17 protein-coding genes are annotated in these 12,432 nt (G+C 33.0%); 11 read left to right on the top strand and 6 right to left on the bottom strand.

Annotated elements, in window-relative coordinates:
* Nucleotides 1–99 precede the first annotated feature (99 nt).
* A complete protein-coding gene (gene prmA / locus HND39_00665) occupies nt 100–945 on the top strand; it encodes a 50S ribosomal protein L11 methyltransferase (GenBank protein ID QKJ94892.1) in 846 nt (281 codons plus the stop codon).
* A gap of 188 nt (nt 946–1,133) precedes the next feature.
* On the opposite strand, the gene HND39_00660 is transcribed toward prmA, so the two are convergent.
* Together HND39_00660 and HND39_00655 are read right to left on the bottom strand one after the other, a co-directional pair.
* Nucleotides 1,134–1,520 (bottom strand): hypothetical protein, encoded by a 387-nt coding sequence (locus tag HND39_00660; GenBank protein ID QKJ94891.1) that lies wholly within the window; start codon nt 1,518–1,520, stop codon nt 1,134–1,136.
* A gap of 259 nt (nt 1,521–1,779) precedes the next feature.
* Nucleotides 1,780–3,393 carry an amidohydrolase gene (locus tag HND39_00655; protein ID QKJ97825.1) on the bottom strand — a complete coding sequence of 538 codons (1,614 nt, stop codon included), beginning with the start codon at nt 3,391–3,393 and terminating at the stop codon, nt 1,780–1,782.
* A gap of 716 nt (nt 3,394–4,109) precedes the next feature.
* Between HND39_00655 and HND39_00650 the strand changes: the two genes are divergently transcribed.
* The 3 genes from HND39_00650 (at nt 4,110) to HND39_00640 (ending at nt 6,341) form a co-directional block, all read left to right on the top strand.
* Nucleotides 4,110–4,634: a hypothetical protein gene (locus tag HND39_00650; GenBank protein QKJ94890.1), complete on the top strand. Its 525-nt coding sequence runs from the start codon at nt 4,110–4,112 to the stop codon at nt 4,632–4,634.
* Nucleotides 4,635–5,157: 523 nt separating this feature from the next.
* Nucleotides 5,158–5,760: a hypothetical protein gene (locus HND39_00645; GenBank protein ID QKJ94889.1), complete on the top strand. Its 603-nt coding sequence runs from the start codon at nt 5,158–5,160 to the stop codon at nt 5,758–5,760.
* Between the two features lie 272 nt (nt 5,761–6,032).
* Nucleotides 6,033–6,341, top strand: a complete 309-nt coding sequence (locus HND39_00640; GenBank protein ID QKJ94888.1) for a hypothetical protein — start codon at nt 6,033–6,035, stop codon at nt 6,339–6,341.
* Nucleotides 6,342–6,655: 314 nt separating this feature from the next.
* Here the strand turns inward: HND39_00640 and HND39_00635 are convergent, their stop codons facing one another.
* The 4 genes from HND39_00635 to HND39_00620 form a co-directional block, all read right to left on the bottom strand.
* Nucleotides 6,656–6,964, bottom strand: a complete 309-nt coding sequence (locus HND39_00635; GenBank protein QKJ94887.1) for a type II toxin-antitoxin system RelE/ParE family toxin — start codon at nt 6,962–6,964, stop codon at nt 6,656–6,658.
* On the bottom strand, nt 6,951–7,223 hold the full coding sequence (locus HND39_00630) for a type II toxin-antitoxin system Phd/YefM family antitoxin (GenBank protein ID QKJ94886.1): 273 nt from the start codon (nt 7,221–7,223) through the stop codon (nt 6,951–6,953). Before HND39_00630 ends, HND39_00635 begins: the two co-directional genes overlap by 14 nt.
* Before the next feature lie 78 nt (nt 7,224–7,301).
* Nucleotides 7,302–7,514 (bottom strand): antitoxin, encoded by a 213-nt coding sequence (locus HND39_00625; protein QKJ94885.1) that lies wholly within the window; start codon nt 7,512–7,514, stop codon nt 7,302–7,304.
* 1 nt (nt 7,515) lies between these two features.
* Nucleotides 7,516–7,806 carry a BrnT family toxin gene (locus HND39_00620; protein QKJ97824.1) on the bottom strand — a complete coding sequence of 97 codons (291 nt, stop codon included), beginning with the start codon at nt 7,804–7,806 and terminating at the stop codon, nt 7,516–7,518.
* Between the two features lie 273 nt (nt 7,807–8,079).
* On the opposite strand from HND39_00620, the gene HND39_00615 reads away from it, so the two are divergent.
* The 7 genes from HND39_00615 (at nt 8,080) to HND39_00585 (ending at nt 12,323) form a co-directional block, all read left to right on the top strand.
* Nucleotides 8,080–8,331: a hypothetical protein gene (locus HND39_00615; protein ID QKJ94884.1), complete on the top strand. Its 252-nt coding sequence runs from the start codon at nt 8,080–8,082 to the stop codon at nt 8,329–8,331.
* The gene (locus tag HND39_00610) at nt 8,328–8,753 is read left to right on the top strand and encodes a PIN domain-containing protein (protein QKJ94883.1); all 426 of its coding nucleotides are present in this window, start codon (nt 8,328–8,330) and stop codon (nt 8,751–8,753) included. The genes HND39_00615 and HND39_00610 overlap by 4 nt, the downstream gene beginning before the upstream one ends.
* A gap of 187 nt (nt 8,754–8,940) precedes the next feature.
* Nucleotides 8,941–9,561: a rhodanese-like domain-containing protein gene (locus HND39_00605; GenBank protein ID QKJ94882.1), complete on the top strand. Its 621-nt coding sequence runs from the start codon at nt 8,941–8,943 to the stop codon at nt 9,559–9,561.
* A gap of 188 nt (nt 9,562–9,749) precedes the next feature.
* Nucleotides 9,750–10,238: a SnoaL-like domain-containing protein gene (locus tag HND39_00600; protein QKJ94881.1), complete on the top strand. Its 489-nt coding sequence runs from the start codon at nt 9,750–9,752 to the stop codon at nt 10,236–10,238.
* A 198-nt stretch (nt 10,239–10,436) separates the two neighbouring features.
* Entirely contained in the window at nt 10,437–11,477 is a 1,041-nt protein-coding gene (locus HND39_00595) for a M28 family peptidase (protein ID QKJ94880.1), read from the top strand.
* Between the two features lie 27 nt (nt 11,478–11,504).
* A complete protein-coding gene (locus HND39_00590) occupies nt 11,505–11,639 on the top strand; it encodes a T9SS type A sorting domain-containing protein (GenBank protein QKJ97823.1) in 135 nt (44 codons plus the stop codon).
* 234 nt (nt 11,640–11,873) lie between these two features.
* Nucleotides 11,874–12,323 (top strand): PepSY domain-containing protein, encoded by a 450-nt coding sequence (locus tag HND39_00585; GenBank protein ID QKJ94879.1) that lies wholly within the window; start codon nt 11,874–11,876, stop codon nt 12,321–12,323.
* Nucleotides 12,324–12,432 lie beyond the last annotated feature (109 nt).

Here is a 12,432-nt window from a genome sequence, read left to right as displayed (position 1 = left end):
TCCGGACTCAAACCCTCTGGGATTATCGCCGGAATGACTGTGAGGTTGTCATTCCCGCGAACGGAGAGTGTCGGGAATCTGAGAGTTAATTAATAACAAATGAAAAAATTTTTAATTTATAAGATTTACACTCAACCATTTGATACTGAGCTGCTTTCAGGAATAATGTGGGAGTTTAACATAACCGGTCTTCTTGAAAACGATGATCACGTTTCTGTTTTTATTTCTGATATTGACTTAGCTGTTGAAGCAAAATTGAATTCATCATTAATGAAATTAAAAAATGAAAATTTTATCGAATCATTCAGAGTAGAGAAAGAAATTCTGGAAGATAAAAACTGGAATGAGGAATGGGAAAAAAGCAGGGAAGTGATCCGCATTTCGGATAGAATTGTAATTAAACCTACGTTTAAAAATTACTCGGCAAAAGAAAATGAAATCGTTCTCACAATCGATCCAAAAATGTCATTCGGAACTGGTGAACATCAAACAACCAAACTTATTTTGCAATTGCTTGAAGATACTGTAAAACCCGGAATAAAAGTTCTTGATGTTGGTTCGGGAACCGGAATACTTGCCATTGCATCAATTAAATTAGGAGCTTCAAAAGCTGTTGCGGTTGATTCGGATGAAATTTGTCTTGATAATTGTAATGAGAACTGTTCATTAAATCAGGTTGTTGATTCAGTTAAAATACTGACCGGCGAAATTGATGCAGTCAATGAAAATGATTTTGACTTAATACTTGCCAATATCCAGAAGAATGTGCTTATCGAAATTGCTGAGAAGTTAAAATCAAGATTGAATAAAAATGGTTTTGTAATTCTTTCTGGTTTGTTAGACTCTGACTTTGATGTAATCAGGAATAAATATTATTCTATTGGTTTTGAGATCAGACGAATTGAAAAAGAAGATGAATGGATTGCATTGGTGTTAGGCTTTTAAAATAGAAAAGAGGCTGTCTCAGAATTGTCATTCCGAATTTATTTCGGAATCTAATATCTTAATTTCAGTTAAAAATTAGAACCTGTCTAAAGGACTCCTTTGGAGAAACAAACCTGTCCGCCGTCAGGCAGGTTCAGGTTGACAAAATCAGACTTATGAGACAGCCACTTGATAGAACTAAAAATTTATTAATCAAAACTTATCTTGACTCTGCCGCTTGCCAATTCATAATCATCACAATCATAAGCATAAACATCATACGTGCCGCGCTTATAAAATGTAATTTGTTTCCAGAACCAGCTCCATTCATATTCTGTATCAACATAAATTGTATTATCATAATCTCCATTCCTGTAAATTTCCAATCTCACTGATGAACAATCAACCTCGTATGGCAGACGGATTAGTACGTAGAGATATCCACCATCATCCGGAATTGTGAATGAAGATGCATCAGTTATCGGATAACCGTCATCATCAACTCCTTCGCAGAAGTATAATGTCTGTGCAGAAAGATTTGAAACGAATATGAAAAAGAAAGCAAATAACAGACTTACAAGTAACCGGGTTTTCATTGAACCTCCATTTTGTTTATAAATTTTGTTTCCATAAGGTCAACTTAAATGCCAATGAAATCCATTGGATTGGTTGATAAATAATTAGAAAATTAACAATCTCAAAATCATAGTTACAAAGGCGATGTAGAATATTGCTTTGATATAGAGGAGAAATGTAAGGTTTACACTGAATAAATAGAACGCTGATTACGCAGATCGGGTTGATTTACGCAGATTTAAATCTGTTATAATCTGCTTAATCGGTGGTATCTGCGTTCTATTCCCTCACCGTATAAACAATCTCGCCATTAAAAATTGTCATCTCTACTTCAACATTTTTTATTTCATCTGGATCGATTGAAAAAATATCATCACTCAATACAACAAAATCTGCCAGTTTACCGACTTCGATACTGCCTTTTATTTTTTCTTCAAAAGATGCGTAAGCTGAATTTAATGTGTAACACTTCACAGCATCTTCAACAGAGATTATTTCTGAAGGTATCCAGCCATTTGGATTTTTACCGTCAACAGTTTCTCGTGTAACCGCTGCATAAATTCCATAGAGAGGATTGAGCGGTGCAACTGGCCAGTCAGTACCGAATGAAACTACTGCTCCACTCTCCAGTAACGAATGATATACGTGAGTAGTTTTTATTCTTTCAGATCCAATTCTTTTTTCAGCCCACACACCATCGTCAATGCAATGATATGGCTGAACAGAAGCAATTACTCCTATTTCTGCAAATCGATTTATATCTTCTTTACGAAGATGTTGTGCATGCTCGATTCTGAATCTTCTGTTCCACGGTGAATTAATGTTTTTAATTTTCTGAAACATATCGAGAACATATGCATTAGCTTTATCACCAATTGCATGGATGCAAACCTGCAAACGATTTCTATCTGCATCAGTTGACCATTTTTCAAGATTGCCATTTGTAACAACATCATTTGCCAATCCGTAGTTAGAAGGATTGCTGTAATACGGTTCAAAAAACCATGCAGTGCTTGCTCCGAGTGAACCATCAGCATAGCCTTTTAGTCCACCACGTTTAATAAAAATATCTTCAGTATTAACTGTAATTCCAGCACGGACAATATCTTCGTACCGATCAATTGGCCAGATGGAATAAATTCTACAGGTCAATTTCCCATCTTTCATTATTTGTTGATAAGCTTCAAGTTCTCCCGGTTGAGTCATATCCTGAACGCTTGTAATTCCAAGTTTTCTTGCTTCTTCAAGCGCACGAAGAGTGGATTCAATATTTTCTTCAAGAGTTGGCGAGGGAATTATTTTGAAAACCAAATCCATTGCATTGTCTTTTAAAATTCCTGTCGGTTCTCCGTTTTTATCTCTTTCTATTAACCCACCATCCGGATCGGGTGTATTTTTATTTATTCCTGCAAGCTCAAGTGCTTTTGAATTTGCAAGACCGATGTGTCCATCAATTCTGCTTACAAAAACCGGAGTGTTTTCTGTTACCGGATCAATCAAATCTTTTGTAGGAAGAGATTTATCCTGCCAGAGTTCGTGGTCCCATCGTCCTCCTGTAACCCAGGATGATTCGGAGAGAGTTCTTCTTAAAATATATGACTGAATTATTTCAACAAACTCTTCTTTGCTGAGTGCAGGACGAAGATTTATTCCAAGCAAATAATTCCCTCCGCTTGTAAAATGGAGATGGCTGTCATTAAATCCCGGAAGCATCAGCTTTCCATCAAGATCAATTACTTCTGTTTGTGTATCAATGAATTTTCTTGCTTCACTTGTTGAACCGACGAATTTTATTTTATTTCCTTCAACAACAACAGCTTCTGCATACGGCTGCTTTTCGTTAACTGTATAAATTTTTCCGTTGATGAAAGCGGTCTGCTTCGATTGAGCCATCGTTGTATGAATGCCTGCCTGCCGGACAGGCAGGAATGGTTGTATGAACGTATGAATGCAAATTAATGTTAGAATAAATAGCGCTGAATTTTTCATCGAGTTATTTGATTTATTGTTGTTGTGCAAATATATATCTCTCAAACATTTTTTATATAGTCCCTACGGGACTTTTAATTTTATTGGATGTTTTAAGTTACAAATATTTTGTCCCTGTGGGATAATAAATTTGTGATAGTCCCTTTAGGGACTGAATATTTTTAGTAAAAATTTACATAAGATAAATGAAAGTCCCTTTGGGACGACATAGAATTATTTATTCTTTGGATGATCATATTTTGATATTAAGAATTATTATGAACAGTCTTCAGTAAATATAAAAATTTGAAAAGAGTTGAGCGAATTATTGTTAAATGTTGATTGATATAGTTACCACGAAGTTTTAATTTTAGGTTGTAAAAACAACGATGATATATACTCACGTGTTGAATAGAGGCATTGGAGTTAGAAGCCCATTGGATTAAAAGTTGATAGATGAGAAAAACTTTCGGGAATATATTCCTGAAAGAACCCGGTAATTGCATTTTTAAGTATAAGCATTAAAATAAGTTAGAAGAAAAAAATAATAAATAATGTGGTCGGTAGATTAGAAAATAATTCTTAAATAACAACCGGATTGAGGACCACCAACTCGGTATAAGTAATAGTTAGGCACTAAAATGAAAAAAGGATTTTATATATCTATAGTCGCTTTAATATTTTCAAGTTGCACTCTTTTAATAGAATATAAACCAATCGAATCTTCAAATTACTCTGTATCAGATGAATATATCATCTATTTAACAGATAAATTAATTGTTAAAGTTAAGGGAGATTTTCATTATTACGACCAACCGCCACTTCTCAATTATAGTAATTTCGAAATTGAAATATCAAGTAAAGTTGATTCAATTAAATTTTTATTGGATGATATAGTTTTAAACGATATTACTAATTACAAAGTATTTAATTTAGATAACGTATATTTTTATAATCAAAAGGGTTTCCTCAAAGATGGAAAGAGTATGATTAAAAATTCAATCTCTGTTTATCCAAATAGTACAGCAAAGTTTAGTTTTCAATTCTCAAAAGAGGATAATGTTTTTGCAAACCTAGTTTATTTTGCAGCTGATTTAGAAATAAGAAAAATAATGTTGAATGAAACAGCAATTGATGTTCCAATTTTTCATTTTAAAACATTTTAATATTTAGTCTTTTTTAAACATTTATTTAGTATATAAAAAAAATAATTTATAATCTGTGCCTAACCTCTTTAATAATAAAAAGTCAATAGGCACAGAAAATAAATAGTTATCCGGCTCGAGACAGTTAAATTAAAAATTAAGTGCTTTGAAAAACTGATCTACAATGTTTCTTACTTTCCCTTAAAACGGGATCCTGCAAAAGCGGGAAAACAACTATTCTGCCTTAATATCAAAAAGGCTATGGCAGCCATACTTTCCCGAAACAAGTTCGGGACAGGCATTTTGGGAATTACTCATTCTTTAGTGGAAGAGCGTATAACGACTTGTCCTGCTATACGGGAGGATATCCTATTATTAAAGAGGATGATTTATTTCGTTGATTGGATTAAGTTAGATATTGAAATTAATTAAAGTGTTTAATAAAAAGATAAACACACAGGAAATCTTAAATTAAAAATAATTACGGTGTTGTGTTTTAACATAACACGTCGTTAGGTTGTCAAATGAAGATTAAGGGGTAAATATGAATAACAAAAAAATTTCAATAGTACTGTTAATATTTTTTTCTATTGTTATCAGTACGTGCAGTGAATCAACAAATCCGATTTTACCTCCAGATACAGAGCCTGATGAATTAGTTCCATTGAAAATTGGAAATAGCTGGTCTTTTAAGATAACAACATATGATACTTTGGGAGCAATAGATTGGATAGATACTTTAACATTTTTTATTAAAAAAGATACTGCTATTAATAATGTATTATGGTTTCTTCAAGGCTCTAATAGGACAATGCTTGGGCAAACAGGTTTTAGAAATGATACCATTGGGCATCATGTTACTAACTTTGAATCATATTCAATAACATATCCTTATCCAGCAGAAGTTGGTGAATCATTAGATGGATTTACTGTTACATCAAAAGATTCACTATTTCAAACAAATTTAGGTAAGTTAAAATGTTATGTATACAATCGATATTTCTATGATTTTTCTTATAATACAATCTATTCGCCTGGTATTGGTTTAATTTACAGTGAAACACCAATGAGACCATATAATAGTGATACGACATATTTAATCCAGACAAGAGAACTGGTTTCAACTAACGTTCAACTAAAACAATAACAACCTAACCCGTGCCTCAAGCTGCCTGCGAATTCGCAGTTGGTATTTATAAAATTTTCTGGTTGGTCGTTCCGTAAAAAGTTTGTTGTTAAAGTGTTATAAAAAAATAATTAACTTGTAAACTGCACTTGCAAAGAAAGATAAGCACAGTTTACTAAACCTGCCTGCCGGCAGGCAGGTCTTTGGCTTTGTCTTTTTATTCTGCATTGTTGTTCTTGGCAGCAGGTTATCGGCAACGTCGTTATATTGCAAACAATTTAAAGGTGACTGAAATGAAACTAACATTATTTTTATTAGCATTTTCACTTTTCTTTTTTGCTTGTGAGTCAAGTGTAGATCCTGCAGAAAAACAAAATCAGATTGGTGTAATTCATAAAATCGAAGTATCAACCTGGATGTACGGAACACATACTCTCAATGATGCGGGTGGTAAGCCAATTTATGCTTTAACCAGTTCAACTATTGATTTAAATAATTTTGAAAATAAAGAAGTGAAAATTTCTGGAAATCTTATTGAAGGTTATCCTGTTGATGGTGGTCCTTTATATTTGAATGTTACTATTGTTTCTTTAATCAAATAAATTTCATTTTAATTAATATCAATATAACCCGTGCCTCAAGCTGCCTGCCAATTCGCACCTGTCTGCCGACAGGCAGGCTTGGCAGTTTTTATTTTTTTGGCTTAGTCGTTCCGTAAAAAGTTTGTTGTTAAAAGTCTTATAAAAAAATAATTAACTTGCAAAACGTGCTTGCAAAGAAAGAAAAGTGTTCGGCAACTACCGGAATAAATCATTTGTTTTGTCTTTTTAATCTGCATTGCTGTCCTCGACTTCGTTAAAACTTCGGCGGGCAAGCTGGGCAGGGGTTATCGGCAAGCCGTTAAGCTGTTAAGAAATCATAGAATTGTTTTATAATTTCTAGCGCCGTGCAGGATTCTGTGAATTAAAATCGTTCTTTCTTCGATTGTATAGAAAACGATATAATTTTGAATAATTATATATCTATACCCAAGATTTTTGATGTCTTCATCTCTTGGTATTCTGCCAAGAATTGGATTCTCAGATAGAAGTTCAATGTTCTTTTCAATTTTGTCAGCGATTGCATTTGCCGCAGTCGGATTATCGGATGCAATAAAAGATATTATTTCAGTTAAATCTTCATCAGCAACTCTGAGAAATCGAATTTGATATTTATCTTTTGGCATTAATCGAATTCCGAATATCAGTCATTACTTGTTTTAGTGTTCGTCCCTTATCACCTTCGGCTTTTTGATTCTGTGCAGCGGATAGTTTACTAAGTAAATCGATCTTTAATTGCAGCTTGGAATAATGAGACATTGACATAACTACTAAATCTCCTTCACCATTTTTAGTTATGAATATCGGTTCGTTAGAATTGTTGGCAAGTTCTGATATTTGGTTTGATTTATTTCTCAAATCAGATATTGGTTTTATAATTGGCATAAGTACTCCTTTTGTCTATGTCAAAATTATATCATTATTCTGATAGTTTCAAGAAAAATATTAGAAGCTAGTGTAAAATTACTTTCGCCAGTGAATATTTGGTTTGAAATTGTTTTGCGCACATTCCCTTAAATACATATTCATCAGATTCTGATAAGGGATATCAATTTCTGAAGCCAGTTTTTTGAAATACTCAACAGTTTCTTTTTCGATACGGATTGAAATCTGTTTTTTTAGTTTCTTTGTATAAGGATTCTTAATGGAATCACTGAAGTTATATTCTTTTTTCATTTTATTTCACCTTGTAATAATATATTGTTTCAGTTCTTGTTGCTTTGCGGGCAGAAATTATTCTAATAACATCACCGTCCTCTTTATAGGTATGCACAACAACGAGGAGTCTTAATTTGTTTGTAATTCCTAAAATAATAAATCGTTCTTCCGATATTGAATGTTCCGGATCATGTATAAGTCTGGCATTATCATCAAGAAAAACTGTCTTTGCTTCTTCAAAAGATATTTTATGTTTCTTGATATTAGCGAGGTTCTTATTTTTATCCCAAACAAAACGCATATTTAATATGTCTATTTAATAATTATAATATAATGCTATTAGAAAATATTAAAATAGCAACTAACCAGCAACTCAATCCTACAGTGTTTTCGAGTTTGGCAGTTCTGGAACTTTTGGAATCGGAGTGAAGTAAAAACTTTTTTTTCTTTAGTAATCTTAGTATAAATTATAGGCAGCGGGTTATCAATAACGCCGTTATATTGCAAATAGTAGAACTTGAAAATTGGAGTGGTTATACGTATCTTGTCATTAGAATATTTACGTATGATAGAAAGGATTTATATGAATACAAAACTAACATTAAAACTCAATAAAAAAGCAATTGATCGTGCTAAAAAATATGCTCAAAGAAATAAACAGAGTCTTTCAATAATGGTAGAAAAATATTTCAATTTAATATCTGATAAAGAAAGCATTACTGAAATTGAAATATCACCAAATGTTCTCGAACTTTCCGGGATTATCAAGTTACCAAAGCATATTAATTTGAAAGAGGCTTATAGAGATCATATAGAAGCAAAATATTCCAAATGATAAAAATATTTGTTGATTCGGATATAATATTGGATTTACTTGCTGAAAGGGAGCCGTACTATATTCACTCAGCTAGATTATTCACGTTGATTAATCAAAATAAAATTATCGCTTACACGTCGCCACTTATTTTCGCAAATCTGCACTACCTTCTAAAGAAACAAACCACAAATTTCGTAGCATTAAAGAGTTTAAGAAAACTAAAAACTCTCATAAATATTTTACCAATTGATGAAAGAGTAATTGAACAATCACTTAATTCCGGATTCAATGATTTTGAAGATGCAATTCAGTATTACACGGCTGTAAATAATGGTATCACACTTATTATTTCCAGAAATAAAATAGATTATAGACGTAGTAAAATAGATATCTTGACAGCAGAAGAGTTTCTAAAAAGTTTAGATACGAAATTAAAATAGCAAAAGCTGTATAACTAGTAATCAACCTGATTGCCTTTTCGCACCTGTCTACTGACAGGCAGGCTTGGCTGTTTCGGAACTTTTAGATTTGCAGCTTAGTAAAAAACTTTTTGTGCTTTAGCAAACTCAGCTTAAATTCTGAAAAGGGAATTGTCAGTATCATCGATATCTGAAAAAAAAGAAAGGAATGGTTATGAATGCGAAAATACTTGCAGCATTTGCAATGATACTTTTTAGTACATCGGTTATAGCACAGGACAATTCCTACCCAAAAGCTAAAGTCAGTTTTGATGACTTTAAAAACCTTGTCTCTGAAGTTGAGCCACATCGCGAAAAACGGTTGGTTGATCTCGACACATTCTTAAAGATGAGTAATCAACCTGGAGTAATTATTCTGGATAGTCGTTCAACTTTTCGTTACGAACGCATTCACGTGAAAGGAGCAAAGCACCTGAGTTTCACAGATTTTACGCAGAACAATCTTGCAGAAGTCATTCCTTCATTCGAGACAACAATACTAATCTACTGCAACAATAATTTCGATGGCAACCAGATTGATTTTGCGTCCAAAGTTGCAATGCCGGTAACTAACTCAGGCAGCATTATTACTGCACAGTTCAACTCACAAGAAAAACCGCTGATGATGGCATTGAATATACCAACTTACATAAACCTTTACGGATATGGTTATCACAATGTCTATGAATTGAATGAACTTGTCGATATAAACGATCCCCGAATCAGCTTTGAAGGATCGATTGTGGATTCTACTGATGCATTGACTCCCTTAATGATCGAGGAAAAATAAAACCGGCAAAATTAATTTTTAATCAGAGACAGTTGTGCTTTATTCTGCATTATTGTTCTGAGCAGCAGGTTAAAAGCAACTGCTTTAGACAATTTGAATTGAAAAGGACTATTTTTAATAGATACAAAATTAATAAATAAAGTATCGAGAGATTCAAGAGGACATCTGTTAAAAACAAGGGAGTAATTATGTTTATTAAAAAATTGTCTGTAATAATTTTTATAGTTGAAATCTCATCAACAATATTTATAGCTAATAATTCTGATTTCTGTTATTCTAAAGGAGATTCAACACAAATGAAACCACAAGAAAGAATAATTGCAAAAGAAAAAGCAATACTAGACCGCTGGATAACAGGCGATACATTCGGATTCATCGAAGCTGCTGCCGAAGAAATAACTTATTTTGATCCCGGTCTGGAAAAACGCTGCACAGGTAAAAATGATTTTCATGATTGGATAGCTGCTTTTAACGGAACATTCAGCTTTCCCGATTATGAATTGCTTGATCCGCAGGTTCAAATGCATGGTGAAATTGGTATTCTTACTTTCAACTTTATTGGATTTATGAAGGAAGGCAGCAAGGAATATTTTAATACAACTGAAGTTTACAAACTGATTGAAGGGGATTGGAAACTGATAAGTTCTCACTGGTCACAAACTAAACCGAAACGATGATATTTATTTTTAAAGTAATCTTTATTTATTTTATAAAGACTTCTGAATAATCAATAATTATCATGTTGAGCGAACTGCCTGCCGGCGAGGCAAGAGTGAAATATCTTGTTTTTAAATTAAAAAATCCGGCAGTTGCCGGATTCAGAGTGACCCATCGATAATAATTCAGAAGTCTCTAAAAATTATTTGGTAGTTATTATGAAACTTAAAGCAACTCTTTCATTACAATTCTTATTCTCAATATTTTGTTTTAGTCAAACTTATGATCCATTCATTGAGCAAGTAATTGATGAAACAAATTTAGATTCATTAGTTTCTTATGTCCGGATTCTTTCAGGAGAAGATTCTGTTGTCATTGGTGATTCAACTGTGTTAATAACGCAAAGAGTAAGTTCAACAGGGAATGATCTGGCTGCTGAATACATTAAAGAAAAATTAACAGGTTATGGTTTAGAAATTTACGACCAGCATTACAGTGCGAGTGGAAGAAATATTTATGCAATTCAACGGGGAACGCTCTACCCTGAAGAATACTATATCTACAGCGCTCATTATGATGCTGTAACCTATTTCTGTGCTGATGATGATGCAAGCGGTTGTGCGGGAGTTGTAGAAGCTGCAAGAATATTATCATCTTATCAGTTTGAGTATTCGATCGTTTATGGATTTTGGGATGAGGAAGAAATTGGTTTGGTTGGAAGCGCTTTTTTTGCTGAACAAGCTGATTCAAATCAATTAAACATTAAAGGTGTAATACAATTTGAAATGTCTGGCTGGGATAGTAATAACGATGGGCTAATGGATATTCACACACGTAATATTTCTAATTCTGTTTTACTTGGTAATTTTATGAAAAACATTGATACATTGTATAACTTGCCGACTGTACCGGTTGTATATAATCCGGGAACAACGGCAAGCGATCACTCATCATTCTGGCAGCACAATTATTCGGCGATTTGTTTTAGTGAAGCTTACTACGGAGGTGATTTCAATCCGTATTATCATAGCAGTCAGGACAGAATTGATAAATTTAATTTAACCTACTTTCATAATGTTTCTAAACTTGGTATCGCAACAATTGCAGCACTCGCTCTTGAAAATTTTGTGGTTTCTGTACCGGATGATGGCATTCTTCCATCAGCATTTTCTATTACAAACTATCCGAATCCGTTTAACAGCTCTACAATAATTCAATATTATTTAACTGATGATGATAACATTTCATTAGATTTGTAAAGCTGTCTTGGTGAAAAGGTAAGTAATATTTTTACAGGATTCAGAAAATCCGGCGATCACAAAATTCATCTGGAAGGAAATTCATTATCTAGCGGCGTATATTTCATTGTATTGAGAACATCGAAAAAAAATTATACGCATAAAATTTTGCTTTTGAAGTGAGGATAGCAAAATTTAGAAAAGCATTTCCGCAGGAGTAATTATTTTCGTTCCGATAATAATATTTATATGCTAATGGTAATACATCATTGATTTGATCGGATAGAATAATATTTGATCTGTATCACGAAATATTTGCTATTCATTGACCGCTTCATTTCTATTTCCTATTTTCCGACAAGTTCTTTCTTTTCTTTTTTTTAAAAAATAAATCACAAATAAAAATGAGGAAAAATTATGAACACCAGAAATATCTTATCAGTTTTTATAATAACTCTTACGCTCTGTTCATTTTCAATAGGTCAGCCGCAGCTTGCAAATAGTCAACCTCTCTCGTCAATATTAAAATCGGTTGAAGCTCAGAAAATTGGAATCATTGCAAATGCCGAACTTGATGAAGGTTTGTGGGAAGTAAAAGTTTGCAATTCGGGTGAATGCCAGAAACTTTATATTGATCCGATTTCTGGTATGGAAAAGTTCAGGAAAGGAACTGACAGAGAAGAATTACCGCCTGCAGATGCTCTGCTAATCTCGACGATCATCGAATCACTTGAATCCAAGGGAACAAAAGATATAAAAGAAGTTGAATTCGAAGATGGCTTGTGGGAAGTTAAATTCCGTAAATCAGCAAATAAACCTAAACTGTATATTGATCCATTAAGTGGCGAAGAAAAAGCATCGTATTAGAAAAATTTATTCAGTCAATTTTTGTAATACAAATATTTTATAGTTCAAGAATTTGTTAAACCTATTCGTGGATATTCGCACGAGTGATTATTATAACAAATTTGAAATC

Source organism: Ignavibacteriota bacterium, assembly GCA_013285405.1.
Lineage (GTDB): Bacteria > Bacteroidota > Ignavibacteria > Ignavibacteriales > Ignavibacteriaceae > IGN2.
Note: the sequence above shows the minus strand (reverse complement) of the source record. Positions and strands in the feature narration are given on the sequence as shown.